We start from the raw sequence: 13,581 nt of genomic DNA on the forward strand, positions 1-13,581 counted from the left end.
CCGATGGGCGAGCCGTAGGGCACCGGGGCGGTGATCGGCTCGATGAAATTGCGGGTCACCGCATGGACCCCGCACGGCGGGACAGGTATTCCACCAGCGTGATCAGGGAACGCACACAGGTGCCGCGATCGCGGGCGTCGAGCGCCATCAGCGGGGTGTCGGGGGTGAGGTCGAGTGCGTCGCGCACCTCCTCGAGCGGGTACCGGACCGCGTCGTCGAACTCGTTGATGCCGACGGCGTAGGGCACCTCACGCTCCTCCAGCAGCGCCAGCACCTCGTCGGACTGTTCGATCCGCCGGGTGTCGACCAGGACCAGCGCGCCCAGCGCGCCGCGGGCCAACTCCTCCCACAGCGGGACGAAGCGATGCTGTCCCGGAGTGCCGAACAGGTACAGGGCCAACCGCGGATTCAGGGTGATGCGACCGAAGTCCATGGCCACGGTGGTGGTCGTCTTACCGGGCAATCCGGCCATATCGTCCACGCCCACACTGGCTTCGGTAATGGTCTCCTCCGTGTGCAGCGGCCGGATCTCGGAAACGCTCGCGACGAAGGTGGTCTTGCCGACGCCGAAATTGCCCGCCACCAACAGCTTCACCGACCGGGTGACGGTATCGGGAACGTGATCGACGACGAGCTCAGGCCGAGAGAGCGCGGAGCCCATTCAGTACCTCCTCCAGCAACGCAGCATCCGGCAGTTCCTCGGCCGGGGTAGGAGTGGTCAGGTGTCCGCTGTCGAGCAGGTCGGCTGCGACGATCTTCACGACGGACGGCGGCAGGTCGAGATATGCCGCGACCTCGGCGAGCGACAGGACGCCACGACGGCAGATACTCAGCACCCGGATCGCGTCGGGGGTGGCCCCGGGGTCGGGTTCCCGCGCCGCGATCACCAGGGTGACCAAGCCCAGATTCCGGGTCGGCCGGCTCCGGCCGCCCGTGCGCACGTACGCCCGGACCAGGTCCGGATCCCGCCGCTGCCCGGTCATTGCAGGTCGCCGCCAACCCTCTGGTTCGACATCGAACCCAGTTCGTGCCCGACGCGGACCGCGAGCGCGTTCATGCGGTGCGCGACCAGGCTGACGTCCACCTCGGTGGTGGTGGCCACCCCTAGCAGCGCACCCACGCCGGCGGCGGTGATGAAGATCATCCCGCCGTCGTACTCGGTCATGTTCTGGCGCACCGAGTTCGAATTGCCGCAGAACTCGCCGAGCGCCTTGCCCAGTGAACGCAGGCCCGACGCCGCGGCGGCGAAGCGCTCGGCGTCGTCCACGCCGATACCACCGGTGTGCGCGATCCGGAGCCCGTCGTCGGAGAGTAGGACGGCGAAACGCACGCCCGGAATCTCCAATTCGCTGAGCATCCACGCCAATTTGTTGGCGCGTTCGGTTACGGCGGTGCCGGGTGTTCCCATCGGAAACGTCATCCCTTCGGTGTCAACGTGCGCTGTCAACGCGCGGCGGCGCGGCCGCTCTGCGAACCGCTGTGCCAGGCGGCGGCGATATCGGGTCGAGCAATGGTGCTGGTGTCCTGCTGCGTTTCCGCCTCAGGGCGCGGCTCCCGAGCGGTGCCCACGGCCGCGAGCGCGGGCGACCGGCGACGGCGTTTGGGCAGACCACCTTCGGTGATATCGCGCACCGATGCGGGCTCCTCGGTCGGCGCCGGGGCCGGCGCGGGGTCGGGTGCGGGGGCGTCGACCTGCGGCACCGGTACCACCTCGGTGGCCGGGCCGTCGACTCCGGCGCGGCGGGGAACGAACAGCGCCTCGGGCACGAACACCATGGCCCTGGTGCCGCCGTAGGCGTTGGGGCCGTCCACGTAGACGGTGAAGCCGTAGCGGCGGGCCAGCGCGGAGACGCTGGGGAAGCCGACGCGGGGGGTGGGTCCGAGCTGGTGGATGTCGACCGAGCGCTCGCCCGCGAGCACCTGGCGGGCCTCCTCCATCTGCTCGTTGTTCATGCGCACGCCGGCGTCGTCGATGATGATGGTGACGCCGTGGTGCCCCTCCTGGAATCCGACGTCCACGTACGAGGTGGGCGGCGAATAGCGCAGGGCGTTGTCCAGCAGCGTCGCGATGGTGTGCACCAGCGGTTCCACGGCGCGGCTGATGACCACCCGGTCGAGCTGGTTGAACCGCACCCGGGTGAAGTCACGCACGCGGCCGATCGCACCGCCGACGATGTCGGTGAGCGGCTGCTGCGGCCAGCGGCGGCCGGGCAGGCCGCCGGAGACGATCACGTACGACTGGGCCTGGCGCAGCATCTGCTGCACGCTGTGGTCGATGCGGGTGAGGGTTTCGTAGACCTCGTCGCCGCGATGTTCGCGCAGCGCGTTGCTCACCACCTGACCCACGTCCGCGCCGAGGCTCACCACGGAGGTGCCGAAGGAGCGCACCGCCGCGCCGGTGGCCGTGCGCGCACCGGATTCCAGTTCGGCGCGCACCGATGCCTCGGCACGGGCGACGGCTTGGCGCGCTTCCTCTTCGAATTCGAGTCGGCTCTGCTCCCAGGCTTCGGTGCGCATCCGAAGCTCGCGCTCCAGCGCCCGGGCGCGCGTGCGCTCCCGTACCGCATAGGCACCGAGCGCTCCGAGGAGCAACAGAGCGACGACCCAGGAAATCACCATGGCGATGGATAGATTCACAGCGTTCGGTCTCGCCCTTCCTCGCAGCTCATGTCGAGTGTTCGGAGATCGCGCGCGCGGCAGCGGCTTTCATTGCGCGCGGACTGCGATCCCGACGACTCGAACACAGTAGCAGCATCACAGCGAATCCTCGACCGACTCCGCAAGATCGGAAAACCGTGCACTGCACGGTATTACGCGAGGTGTCGGTTCGCGGTGGCGGCGGCGCGGGTGTACTGGGCGACCAGGGCGGTCAACTGTTTCCCGGTGCGCTCCAACGGTTCGGCGGACCGCTGTGCCAATGACATGACAATCGCGCCCTCTACTGCGGCGATGATGGTGGTCGCCAGCGTGCGCGCGGTCTCGGGGTCGACCCGCTCGGCCCGCAGGCGCTCGGTGAGGATGTCCTCCCATTCGGCGAAGACGTCCCCCGCGGCGTCGGCGGCGGCCGCCGATTCCGCGCGCCCCAGCGCGGCGGCCACGATCGGGCAGCCCGCGGAGAAATCGCTGGCTATGAGGGCTTCCCGCCAGATCCCCGGTACGGCGGCGATACCGGAGACCACATCGGCGCCCGCCGCGAAAGTTCGGATAAGGGCACTTGACGCCGCACCGGCCGCCCGGGTGGCCTCGGCGACCAGTTCAGCCTTGCCGCCCGGGAAGTTCAGATAGATCGAGCGACGCGAGATGCCGCTGTGCTCGAGCAGTTGCGCCACGCCGGTGCCCGCGATGCCGTAGCGGCGCATGAGGTCGATCGCACTGTCGACCAGTTTGTCCCTGGCTCCCATCCGCGCACCCCTTTCCGCGTCGGCCCGCGATGGTCAGTCTACGGCCTTGTCCTAGACCGGTTGGTGTACTACCGTCCGAGTATACCGATTGGTCTACCAAACCGGGCAACCACTCCACACGAACGGGGGCCGACGATGCCGACCCTGCACGATCCGCTACCGCTCGCCTGCGGCCGGACCCTACCCAACCGGATCATGAAGTCCGCCCTCAGCGAGGGCCTGGGCAACGCCGACCTCGCACCCGACGAACGCCTCGAACGGCTGTACCGCCGCTGGGGCGCGGGCGGCTACGGACTGCTCGTCACCGGCAATGTCATGGTGGACGGCCGCCACCTCGGCGAACCCGGCAATGTGGCCATGGAGGACGAGCGCCACCTCGGGGCCCTGACCCGCTGGGCCAAGGCGGGCAAGGACGGCGGCACGCCGGTGTGGGTCCAGCTCAATCACCCGGGTCGGCAGGCCAACCCGCTCGTCACCCGGCACCGCCCGGTCGCGCCGTCGGCCGTCGCGCTGACCATTCCGGGTCTGCCCGCCCCGCGCGAACTCACCGAGGACGAGATCCTGGACATCGTCGGCCGCTTCGGCACCGCCGCCCGGGTGGCGGAGGCGGCCGGATTCGACGGCGTGCAGATCCACGGGGCACACGGCTATCTGGTGTCGCAGTTCCTGTCGCCGCTGTCGAATCGCCGCACCGACGCCTGGGGCGGTGATCCCGAGCGGCGGTCGCGATTCGTACTCGAGGTGGTGAAATCCATTCGGGCTCAGGTGAGCCCCGGTTTCGCCCTCGGAATCAAGTTGAACTCGGCCGATTTCCAGCGCGGTGGCTTCACCGAAGCGGAATCGCGGGAGGTGGTGGCCCGGCTGGCGGCCGAAGCCGTCGACCTCGTCGAGATCAGCGGCGGCAGTTACGAATCCCCCGCCATGATGGGCCGACCGCGCACGGTCGCGGCGAGCACCCGCGCCCGGGAGGCGTACTTCCTGGACTACGCCGACACCGTGCGCAGCATGGCCGGCTCCACGCCGGTCGCGGTGACGGGTGGGTTCCGCTCCGCCGCGGCGATGGCCGCGGCGGTCGCCTCCGGGCGCTGCGATGTGGTCGGGCTGGGCCGCCCGACCGCCGTGTTCCCCACCGCCGCGGCCGATCTGCTCACCGGGCGCACCGAGGTGCTGCGCCCGCCGCATATCACCCTGGGCCTGCCGCCGCGGTTGGCGGCCAACGGCACTCTGAAAGCATTCGACGGCGCGCTGGATCTGCAGTGGCACACCGACCAACTGCACCGCATGGGCTCCGGGGCGGATCCGGATCCGGCCCGCTCCCCCTGGCTCACGGCCGTGAACATGGTGCGCCACCACGGTGTCGACGCCTTCCGCAGCAAGCGCTCCTCCGCCTCGCGCTCCGCCGACGACCGGGCGGCCCGCAAGTTCCGGCGGGAACGCGCGCTCGGCCGCTACCTCATGAATCCGACGGTGCGGGCGCTGGATCGGGTGGGCGTGCGCACCACGCTGGCCACCGAGATCGAGACCATCGGCCGCAAATCCGGCGCCCCGCGCCGGGTTCCGGTCTCGGTGCTGTTCGACGACGAGGGCGCGTGGATGATCTGCCAGCACGGCATGCGGTCGGGGTGGGGTCGCAATATCGCCGAGAATCCGACCATCCGGGTGCGCCGGGGCGATCGGTGGCGCACCGGCGCCGCCACCCTGCTGCCGGAGGACGACGTGGTGGCGCGGGCGCGCACCTTCGCACCGCATCCGCTGCTGGCGCCACTGGCCCGAACCATGTTCGCCGCGCTGGAGACGACTCCCGTTACCGTGCGCGTCACCTTCACCGATCAGGATTCTCCCGTCCGATCCTGAATCCCGGTGAATACCCGACGGCGGTCGTTCGAATCCAGTGCTCGAACGACCGCCGTCGGCCCTGCCCGGGACTCACAGATCCGGGCGGACCAGGATCTGGATGTGGTCGTCGGGGCGGCGCAGCGCCTCGATCGCTCCCACGACGCCGTCGAAACCGACCTCGTCGGTGATGAGCGAGGCCGCGTCGACGGTGCCCTCGGCGATGCGGCGCAGGGTGCGCGCGTACTCCTCGTGCGGGTACACCATGCACATCTGCACCGAGATGTCCTTGTAGATGCCCACGATGGGCCGAATCACGTCATCGGTCATGACCGCGCCCACCTGGAGAATCCGGGTTTCGCGCGGACACCGGTACAGCAGGTCGTTGAGCAGTCCGGGCACCGCGGCGCACACCCAGACGTGCAACTGCTGCCCGGGCGCGGCCTGCTCCCGCCAGACGTCCACGGGGTCCTCGGCGGCCGGATCGATCACCCGGTGCGCCCCCAACCGGAGCGCCGCCGCCCGGCGCAGCGGGGACGGATCCGAGGCAACGATCGGTGCCGCGCCGCGCTCCGCGAGCGCCGCCACCGCACCCAGACCCACGGGTCCGCAGCCGATCACGATGCCGGTGCCCTCCGGGCCGATACCCGTACGGGCGACATTGCCGAAGCCGACGGCCAGCGGTTCGGTCAGGGCCGCCACCCGCGGCGGCACATGGTCGGGAATGGGCTCCAGCGCCATGGCCTGCAACACCATGCGCTCCCCGTAGCCGCCCGGGAAGTCGTTGGAGTACCCGACGCCGTGGATGACGCCCGCCGCGTCCAGCGCCCACGGCAGCGCGACCACGGCCTGGCCCTCGGTGTAGGGCGTATCCGGTCCGGCCCCGATCACCCGGGCCGCCAGTTCATGGCCCATGACCAGGTCGCGATGCGGGTCGAACAGGAAGGTGGGCACGCCGCTGTCGCGGGACGCCTGCAGGAATGCGTCGGTGTGGTCGAGGGCCTGTTTGTCGGAACCGCAGATTCCGCAGGCGATCGTCTCCACCAGCACCTGACCGGGTCCGGGCACCGGTTCGGGCACCTCGTCGACCACGAGCCGCCGATCACGCATGACTACCGCGCGCATCTCAGCGTCCTTCCCGACGGGGCCGGAGCGCGGCGGCCAGCGCCTGCCCGTGCCGTTCGAAGGCGGCCTCCACTCCGGCCCGCATACCGGACATGAGTCGCTCACTGTTGGCGTTGGCCCAGTCCAGCGAGGCCACCCGATTGCGGTTGGCGCGGGTGAAGTGCGGAATGACGTGTTCGGCGAACAGCCGCGCCGAACGCCGGGTGGCGTCCCGGTCGGCCACGTCGAGCGCCAGCACCAGGAAGGTGCCGAATCCGCCGGACTGCTCGGCCAGATCGGTGATGGCGGCGATGGCGTCGTCCGGGGTGCCGATGGTGGCCCGGCCGAAGGCGGGGAATCCGGGGCCGACCCACTGCGCCACCGCCTCGGCGGCGGTATCGCCCCAGGGCACGTCCATGCCGCTGAGCTTGCGGATGTAGTCCACCAGATGCCCGATGCCCCATTCGACTTCGCGCCGCGCCCGGTCGCGGGTCTCGGCCAGGTGCATGGGTGCGACCAGCCGCCAGTCGGCGCGGCGCACGGTGTGACCGTACTCGGCCATGGTCTGCTCGTAGACCCGGAAGTTGGGCAGCAGCGCCTCGTAGCCGCTGGGATCGGAGGCCGCGAGGGAGAGCAGCCCCGCGCCGTGGCGTCCGGCCAGCACCGCACCGGACGGCGAGATCGTGGACGCCACCGCCATTTCCAGGCCGTGCTGCTGATAGGGCAGCAGTTGCAGGCGGGCCTCGTCGAGCTCGAACCAGTCCGTCTCGGCCGTGACCACCTCACCACGCAACAGCCGGACGAGTACGTCCATCGACTCGTGCATCATGTCGCGCTGGCGGGACTGGGGTATGCCCATCATGGCCGCGTCGGAGGCAAGCTGCCCCGGGCCGATGCCCATCATGAGCCGCCCCTTGGTGAGATGGTCGACCAGGCACAGCCGGTCCGCCAGCATCATCGGCTGGTGATAGGGCAGTGAGTTCACGCCGGTGCCGAGCCGGATGTGGGTGGTGCGCTGCGCGGCGGCGGCCAGGAACACCTCGGGCGCGGCGATGATCTCCATTCCGGCCGAATGGTGCTCGCCCACCCAGGCTTCGGCGAAACCGAGCCGGTCGGCCAGCTCCACCAGTTCCAGGTCGCGCTGGAGTTGCAGGGTGGGATTGCCGTTCAGCGGGTGGTACGGCGCGATGAAGAAGCCGAACCGGGTGGGTCCGGGTGCGGTGGGCTGATGCACGTGTGGACGCTCCTTTGCGGATATGCAGTTGTGGGACGATCGCGATGGGCCTGATTCAGTTCCCGGACCGGTTCAGCCCCTGGACCATTCGTGACCCCAGTAGCTGTCGGCGGTCATCTCTTCGGCGACGTAGTCCTCGCCGACGAGCATTCCGGCACAGCCGAATTCGAGATCCCAGCCGCCCGGCGTGCGCACGTAGAACGAGATCATCTTGTCGTTGGTGTGACGGCCCAGGGTGGACGAGAGGTGGTAGCCCGCCGCGGTGACGCGGTCCAGGGCGCGGCCGACGTCGTCGAGCGTGTCGACCTCCACCATCACGTGCACGATGCCCGGACCGTCGGGTCGGCTGCCCGGAATGAGCGCCAGGCTGTGGTGGCGGGCGTTGACGCCCAGGAACCGGATCCAGATCGGCTGCTGCGGCGGACCCACCCGGAAGGAGCCGCGCGCGGTGAAATCCAGTACCTCCGTGTAGAACCTGCGCGCGGCCTCGATATCGCGCACCGGCAGCACCACGTGCCCGAGGCCCAGTTCGCCGGTGACGAAGCGGGCGCCGTGCCGGGTGAGCACCGGGCCGTGGTCGAGCAGCGGGCCGTGGAACACCTCGATGGTGAAGCCCGACGGATCGGTGAACGCGATGGCCTCCTCCACGTGCCGGGCCGCGGCCTCGGCCGGTGACAGCGCGGTGACCGCGACGCCCACCTGCTCCAGGGTTTCCCGCACCAGGGTCAGCGACCGGCCGTCGGCCACCTGCCAGCCCACGGCGATCACCTCGTCGCGGTCGCCGGGCACCAGTTCGAAGCGGTAGGTGTGCTCATCGGTGCGCAGGTAGACCGATTCCGGATTCGGCCCCGACCCCTCCGCGAAACCGATGGTGTCGAAGGCGAATTCACGCCAGGCCCGCACGTCGGCGATACGCGCCCGCACATAGCCGAGGGAGCTGAGGGCAGCCATGGGAACTCCTCTGGGTTCGGAGAGAATCGGTTCGGGGAATCAGTTCGGGGGAAATCAGCTCGGGGGAAATCAGCTCGGGGAATCAGGAATAGGTGACCGAGACGTCGTCGGTCTCCGGGACGGCCTGACAGGCGAGCACATAGCCCTCGGCCAGGTCCTCGTCCGTGAGCACCTCGTTGCGGCGCATGGCGACCGCACCCGAGACCACCCGGCACACACAGGCGCTGCACGCCCCCTCCCGGCAGGAATAGGGCGCTTCGATGCCCTGCGCCAGCAGGGCGTCCAGCAGGGTCCGGCGGCGCGGCCAGTCCACCTCGTGCTGCTCGCCGTCGAGCCGCACGTGCGCCGTCGCCGGTGCGCCGGAGTCGGGTCCGTCGTCGAGTGCGGTGTCGGTGCCGTTGTCCTCGAAGGGGTTTCCGGTGAGCGAGACGAACTTCTCCAGGTGCACCCGTTCGCGGTCCGCGCCGAGTTGGGCCAAGGCCGACGTGACAGCGTCCATGAACGGGCCGGGGCCGCAGACGAAAACCTCCCGCCCCGCCCAGGGTCGCGCCGCCGCCGCCAGCTGCGCCACGGTCGGCAGGCCCTGCACGCTCTCCAGCCACTGCCAGACCAGCAGCCGTTCCGGATGCGCCGCGGCGAGTGCGGCGAGTTCGCCCGCGAAGATCACCGATTCGGCGTCGCGATTGGCGTAGAACAGCGTGATGTGGCCGGTGCCCTCGGCGAGTGCGGCCTTGAGTATCGACAGGACCGGGGTGATACCGCTGCCCGCGCCGAACAGCAGCAGGTCGGTGTCCAGCGAAGCGGGGGTGAACAGGCCCGCCGGCGGCAGCGCCGCCAGGGTGGTGCCCGCGACGGCGTTGTCGCACAACCAGTTCGAGCCGTAGCCGCCGGGGGTGCGTTTCACGGTGACCTTGAGCGGGCCGCCCTCGTGCGGTGCGCTCGACAGCGAGTAGCAGCGGCTCACCGAACCGGTCAGCGCACTGGGGACGCGTAGCGTCAGGAACTGGCCGGGCCGGTAGCCGAAGCGTGCGGCGTGCGCCGGTTCGGGCACGAGTTCCAGCGACACCGCGTCAGGGGTTTCGCGCACCACCCGCACCACCCGCACGCTGGCGATATCACCGCCGCGCCGGGCCGTTTCCGGTTCCAGCTCTGTCACCGTCATCCATTCCTCCAGTACTCGTTCCCGCGGCGGCCGCATGTCATCGGCCCGGCGGGTGGCGGGCGCGACGCTCAGCGCAGCGTCCGGCCGCGGGTGCGCACGTCCGCGTCGCGCGTGCTCACACCCAATTCCCCGGCCGCCACCGCGTTCTCGATGCTGGCCCGCAACGCCGGGCAGGTGTGCGAGCGCAGTCCGTCGCGGGCCAGACCGGTACACGCGGCCACGGCCGCGCTATTCCACTGCACGCTGGTGTGCTGCGGGCTGAACTTCTCCACCGCGACGCACGTCCCGCAGGACCGGCACGAAACCTGTTCCATGACAGTGGCTCTCAGAACGGCGCGGTCGCGCCCTTGGCCAGGTTCGCGGCGACCTCCGCCTCCCACGCGGTGACCGCGCGGGTGGTGTCCACCTCGAATTCGAAGCGGGTGGTCATCTCCTCGGTGACATCCGCGACGTCGGTGTAGAACTGCTCGTACCAGCGGCGCAGCTGGTACACCGGGCCGTCCTCCTCGCACAGCAGCGGATTGTTGATGCGGCTCTTGCGCTTCCAGATGGCGGCGTCCTGTTCGAACCCCTTGCCCAGTCCGGCCGCGAACTTGTTCGCGATCTCGAGGGCCCGCTCCTCGTCCATACCCTCGGGCTTCTTGACGATGGCCCCGTACTGGAGCACGAACCGGTTCTCCGAGACCGGGTAGTGGCAGTTGATCAGGTAACCCTCGACGGTCAGCCCGGCGCTCTCGCTGCGCAGGTAGTCGATCATGTAGGAGGGGCCGTAGTAGGACGCCTCGGAATGCAGGACGTTCTTGCCGCCCAGGGCTTTCGCGGTCTCGCCCATCATGTCCTCGCGCGAGATGGAGGTCATGTACTGGCTGGCGACGTGGCCCTCGAAGACGTTCTTGAAGAAGGTCGGGAAGCCGTAGTGCACGTAGAAGAAGTGCGCCATGTCGACCACGTTGTCGATGACCTCGCGGGCGTTGGCGTCGACGACCATGCTGTTCCAGGTCCAGTCGGTCCAGCCGTCGTCGAACGCGCCGTCGATCCGCGGAATGGCCAGTTCGGCGGGCGGCTGCCGGTGCTCCGGGTCGTTCCACACGAAGAGCTGTTTGTTCTGCTCCATGGTTGGCCAGGCCCTGGTGCGGGCCAGCGGCGGCACCCGGCGCGCATAGGGGATGCCGGTGCATTTGCCCTTGCCGTTCCAGCGCCAGTCGTGGAAGGGGCAGGCCAGGGAATCGCCCTTGACGGTGCCGTCGGCCAGGTTGCCGCCCATGTGCGGGCAGTAGGCGTTGAGCACGTTGAGCGCACCGTCGGCGCTGGCGAACACCACCAGTTCGGTGCCGAAAGCCGTGATGGGGTGCGGCTTTCCGTCGCGGAAGGAGTCCGCCAGACCCAGGCAGTGCCAGCCGCGGGCGAACCGCGTGGGCGGTGCGCCCGCGTCGATCACGCGCACGTCACTGTCCGTGGTGGTCATGTGAGGTCCTTTCGAGAATCCGTTGGTTCGAGGTTGCGGCCGCGGTGCTGGGCGTCGCAGGCGAAGTCCCACTGGCCGGGAGGTGGCTACCGGTAATCGAGACGCCGGACTACCGCTGGGCGAGACGCTCGAAGGCCGCCCGGTAGAACAGCAGCGGCGACGCGTCGGAATGTTCGGTCAGGCCGGTGACGCGGGCGATGACAACGGTGTGGTCACCGCCGTCGACCTCGTCGTGGACTTCGCAGTCGATGCTGGCCAGCGCACCGCCCAGCCGGGGTGCGCCATTGGCCGAGGGCGTCCAGTCCACGCCCGCGAACTTGTCCGGTCCCCGGCGGCCCAGCCGTCGGCAGAGCTCGTCCTGATGGTCGGCCAGGATGTTCACACAGCAGCGGCCCACCCGCCGGATGCGCGGCCACGTGGTGGAGGTGCGCGCCGGAAAGAAGCTCACCAGCGGCGGGTCCAGGGACAGGGCGGCGAAGGACTGGCAGGCGAAGCCGACGGGATGCCCGTCGTCCAGCGCGGTGATCACGGTGACGCCGGAGCAGAACCGCCCCAGCACGGCCTTGAACGCCGCCGCGTCGATCGCCGGAACCTCGTCGAGAGCCGGTTCCACGGCAACTCCTTATTTCGATCCGAAATATCGCTGGCAGTCATAACAGCAGGTCGGGCCGAGGAAGCGTCAATATCGGGGTTCGGTCACCGGGACACGGATCCGTGGAACATACGTAGTTCTCCCGATTCCTCCGTATGCGCCGCAGGGCACTGTGATGGGTAGCACAACGTCCGAAACAGGTACATGCCTAATCGGCATAGTCCTAGACTGGACACGAACCAACGGAGGTACTCATGTCCGTCGCCCTGCTCTCTTCGGCGGAGAACCGAACCCCCATGCGCGGCAGAGACTCTCACGCCAAAGACGCTCGCAACACCGCCGCGGAGGTCCCGGTGTCGATGATCGAGCGCATGACGCTCATCCTGGACGCGTTCGATGCCTCCACTCCGACGCTCACCCTGCTCGGCCTGGTCGAGCGCACCGGACTGCCGCGTTCGACGGTCCATCGCATTCTGGACCAAATGATCAAACTTCGCTGGCTGGCACACACATCCGGCGGATATCGGCTGGGTATGCGCGCCCTCGAACTGGGCGGACTCACCGCCGACCACAACGAGATCCGCGACGCCGTCAGCCCGCTGCTGCACGAACTGTCCCAGCGCACCGGCATGGTCGGCCATCTCGCGGTGCTCGACGGGCGCGACGTGGTGTACCTGGACAAGGCCGGTGGTCGTTTCGCCGCCAGCCTGCCCACCCGGCTCGGCGGCCGGATGCCCGCGCACGCAACGGGTCTCGGCAAGGCCATGCTGGCCTGCCTGGAACCGAATATCGCCGAGGCCGCGGTGCGCGCCCGGCTGCCCCGGCTGACGCCGCGCACCATCTGCGACGCCGACGCGCTCGGCCGCGAACTCCAGCAGATCCGCCTGCGTCAGGGCGTCGCCATCGACCGCGAGGAGGCGGTGGTCGGAATCGCCTGCGTGGCAGCGCCGCTGCGGGGACGCGGCACCGCGCCCGCGGCCATCTCGCTGTCGGGGCGCGCCGACGCCATGAGCTTCGACCGGCTGGCCCGGGTGGTGCTCGAGGTGGCGCACGAGGCCGGCCGCACCCTGTTCCCGCGTCGTGCCCACTGGCGCTGAGCCCGGACGGCCGGGGGTAGATTGCAGTGATGACCGAAGGCGCAGCAGCGCGGTCCGGGCATTCCGACGGGCAGCGCCCGGACCTTCCGACGACCGCATGGGCCGTACTCGGAATGCTCTCGCACGCCGACGAACTGTCCGGCTACGACCTGAAGAAATGGGCCGACTGGAGTCTCCAGTTCTTCTATTGGAGTCCGTCGTTCAGTCAGATCTACGCCGAACTCAAACGGTTGGAGAAACACGGTTACGCGACCTCGCGCACCGTGGTGTCCGAGGACGGCATGCGCGGAAAACGCATGTACGCCATTACCGAATCGGGTCGCGAGGCCGCCGCGCACTGGGTGAACCACTCCCCCGTCGAGGCCCCGGTGCTGAAACACAGCGTGATGCTGCGGGCCTGGCTCGGCCACCTGGCCGAACCGGAGCGGATGCGCGAAATACTGAGCCAGCACATCGACTACGCCGAAACCATGCGACGGCGCGCCCAGGCCGACGCCGACGGGGCGGACGCCAATCCGGAATGGGCCTATCCGAGCGCGGTATTGCGCTGGTGCGTACGCCATTACGAGGCGGAGCGGGAATTCGCCCGGGATCTCCTGGACGACCTCGACAAACTGGCGAGGAAGCGTAACCGGCGCAAGGCCGCCGGGAACCGGAACTCCGATAATTCCCACTGACCGAACTCGGTTGTACTCGGCGATCTCCGGGTGTGACACGGTTCACGCCATCGTGTTACCTACCC

Annotated in this window: 15 protein-coding genes; 3 read left to right on the top strand and 12 right to left on the bottom strand. The window is 69.3% G+C overall.

Annotated elements, in window-relative coordinates; genetic code table 11:
* Positions 1-55: 55 nt before the first annotated feature.
* The 5 genes from QJS31_RS26945 to QJS31_RS26965 form a co-directional block, all read right to left on the bottom strand.
* On the bottom strand, positions 56-661 hold the full coding sequence (locus QJS31_RS26945) for an ATP/GTP-binding protein (protein ID WP_282777190.1): 606 nt from the start codon (positions 659-661) through the stop codon (positions 56-58).
* Positions 636-983, bottom strand: coding sequence for a DUF742 domain-containing protein (locus QJS31_RS26950; RefSeq protein WP_029927211.1), 348 nt, complete (start codon positions 981-983; stop codon positions 636-638). The genes QJS31_RS26945 and QJS31_RS26950 overlap by 26 nt, the downstream gene beginning before the upstream one ends.
* Entirely contained in the window at positions 980-1,408 is a 429-nt protein-coding gene (locus tag QJS31_RS26955; protein ID WP_029927209.1) for a roadblock/LC7 domain-containing protein, read from the bottom strand. Before QJS31_RS26955 ends, QJS31_RS26950 begins: the two co-directional genes overlap by 4 nt.
* A gap of 35 nt (positions 1,409-1,443) precedes the next feature.
* Positions 1,444-2,637 carry an ATP-binding protein gene (locus QJS31_RS26960; protein WP_282777194.1) on the bottom strand — a complete coding sequence of 398 codons (1,194 nt, stop codon included), beginning with the start codon at positions 2,635-2,637 and terminating at the stop codon, positions 1,444-1,446.
* 173 nt (positions 2,638-2,810) lie between these two features.
* Complete coding sequence (locus QJS31_RS26965) at positions 2,811-3,401, bottom strand: TetR/AcrR family transcriptional regulator (protein ID WP_282777196.1); 591 nt, start codon at positions 3,399-3,401, stop codon at positions 2,811-2,813.
* A 135-nt stretch (positions 3,402-3,536) separates the two neighbouring features.
* Here QJS31_RS26965 and QJS31_RS26970 point away from each other — a divergent pair, with 135 nt between their 5' ends.
* Entirely contained in the window at positions 3,537-5,255 is a 1,719-nt protein-coding gene (locus QJS31_RS26970; protein WP_306358039.1) for a nitroreductase family deazaflavin-dependent oxidoreductase, read from the top strand.
* Positions 5,256-5,327: 72 nt separating this feature from the next.
* On the opposite strand, the gene QJS31_RS26975 is transcribed toward QJS31_RS26970, so the two are convergent.
* The 7 genes from QJS31_RS26975 to QJS31_RS27005 all read right to left on the bottom strand — a co-directional run bounded on the left by QJS31_RS26975 (position 5,328) and on the right by QJS31_RS27005 (position 11,763).
* The gene (locus QJS31_RS26975; protein ID WP_306358040.1) at positions 5,328-6,359 is read right to left on the bottom strand and encodes a zinc-binding dehydrogenase; all 1,032 of its coding nucleotides are present in this window, start codon (positions 6,357-6,359) and stop codon (positions 5,328-5,330) included.
* Position 6,360: 1 nt separating this feature from the next.
* Complete coding sequence (locus QJS31_RS26980; protein ID WP_282780862.1) at positions 6,361-7,572, bottom strand: LLM class flavin-dependent oxidoreductase; 1,212 nt, start codon at positions 7,570-7,572, stop codon at positions 6,361-6,363.
* 72 nt (positions 7,573-7,644) lie between these two features.
* The gene (locus tag QJS31_RS26985) at positions 7,645-8,523 is read right to left on the bottom strand and encodes a VOC family protein (protein ID WP_282780860.1); all 879 of its coding nucleotides are present in this window, start codon (positions 8,521-8,523) and stop codon (positions 7,645-7,647) included.
* 82 nt (positions 8,524-8,605) lie between these two features.
* Positions 8,606-9,685, bottom strand: a complete 1,080-nt coding sequence (locus QJS31_RS26990) for a ferredoxin--NADP reductase (RefSeq protein WP_282780858.1) — start codon at positions 9,683-9,685, stop codon at positions 8,606-8,608.
* Positions 9,686-9,753: 68 nt separating this feature from the next.
* Positions 9,754-9,999 carry a hypothetical protein gene (locus tag QJS31_RS26995; protein WP_143982225.1) on the bottom strand — a complete coding sequence of 82 codons (246 nt, stop codon included), beginning with the start codon at positions 9,997-9,999 and terminating at the stop codon, positions 9,754-9,756.
* An 11-nt stretch (positions 10,000-10,010) separates the two neighbouring features.
* On the bottom strand, positions 10,011-11,150 hold the full coding sequence (locus QJS31_RS27000; RefSeq protein ID WP_282780854.1) for a Rieske 2Fe-2S domain-containing protein: 1,140 nt from the start codon (positions 11,148-11,150) through the stop codon (positions 10,011-10,013).
* Between the two features lie 109 nt (positions 11,151-11,259).
* On the bottom strand, positions 11,260-11,763 hold the full coding sequence (locus QJS31_RS27005; protein ID WP_282780853.1) for a flavin reductase family protein: 504 nt from the start codon (positions 11,761-11,763) through the stop codon (positions 11,260-11,262).
* A gap of 338 nt (positions 11,764-12,101) precedes the next feature.
* Here QJS31_RS27005 and QJS31_RS27010 point away from each other — a divergent pair, with 338 nt between their 5' ends.
* On the top strand, positions 12,102-12,839 hold the full coding sequence (locus tag QJS31_RS27010; protein WP_282780865.1) for an IclR family transcriptional regulator: 738 nt from the start codon (positions 12,102-12,104) through the stop codon (positions 12,837-12,839).
* A 29-nt stretch (positions 12,840-12,868) separates the two neighbouring features.
* Positions 12,869-13,516 (top strand): PadR family transcriptional regulator, encoded by a 648-nt coding sequence (locus tag QJS31_RS27015; RefSeq protein WP_282780852.1) that lies wholly within the window; start codon positions 12,869-12,871, stop codon positions 13,514-13,516.
* Positions 13,517-13,581: the final 65 nt, after the last annotated feature.

The sequence above is a fragment of the Nocardia sp. CC213A genome (assembly GCF_030766805.1).
Lineage (GTDB): Bacteria > Actinomycetota > Actinomycetes > Mycobacteriales > Mycobacteriaceae > Nocardia > Nocardia otitidiscaviarum.

What these genes read in the sequence shown, in the direction of transcription:
- QJS31_RS26945 (WP_282777190.1), bottom strand. Translation starts at nt 661, where the DNA reads ATGGGCTCCGCGCTCTCTCGGCCTGAGCTCGTCGTCGATCACGTTCCC.
- QJS31_RS26950 (WP_029927211.1), bottom strand. Translation starts at nt 983, where the DNA reads ATGACCGGGCAGCGGCGGGATCCGGACCTGGTCCGGGCGTACGTGCGC.
- QJS31_RS26955 (WP_029927209.1), bottom strand. Translation starts at nt 1,408, where the DNA reads ATGGGAACACCCGGCACCGCCGTAACCGAACGCGCCAACAAATTGGCG.
- QJS31_RS26965 (WP_282777196.1), bottom strand. Translation starts at nt 3,401, where the DNA reads ATGGGAGCCAGGGACAAACTGGTCGACAGTGCGATCGACCTCATGCGC.
- QJS31_RS26970 (WP_306358039.1), top strand. Translation starts at nt 3,537, where the DNA reads ATGCCGACCCTGCACGATCCGCTACCGCTCGCCTGCGGCCGGACCCTA.
- QJS31_RS26975 (WP_306358040.1), bottom strand. Translation starts at nt 6,359, where the DNA reads ATGCGCGCGGTAGTCATGCGTGATCGGCGGCTCGTGGTCGACGAGGTG.
- QJS31_RS26985 (WP_282780860.1), bottom strand. Translation starts at nt 8,523, where the DNA reads ATGGCTGCCCTCAGCTCCCTCGGCTATGTGCGGGCGCGTATCGCCGAC.
- QJS31_RS26990 (WP_282780858.1), bottom strand. Translation starts at nt 9,685, where the DNA reads ATGACGGTGACAGAGCTGGAACCGGAAACGGCCCGGCGCGGCGGTGAT.
- QJS31_RS26995 (WP_143982225.1), bottom strand. Translation starts at nt 9,999, where the DNA reads ATGGAACAGGTTTCGTGCCGGTCCTGCGGGACGTGCGTCGCGGTGGAG.
- QJS31_RS27000 (WP_282780854.1), bottom strand. Translation starts at nt 11,150, where the DNA reads ATGACCACCACGGACAGTGACGTGCGCGTGATCGACGCGGGCGCACCG.
- QJS31_RS27010 (WP_282780865.1), top strand. Translation starts at nt 12,102, where the DNA reads ATGATCGAGCGCATGACGCTCATCCTGGACGCGTTCGATGCCTCCACT.
- QJS31_RS27015 (WP_282780852.1), top strand. Translation starts at nt 12,869, where the DNA reads ATGACCGAAGGCGCAGCAGCGCGGTCCGGGCATTCCGACGGGCAGCGC.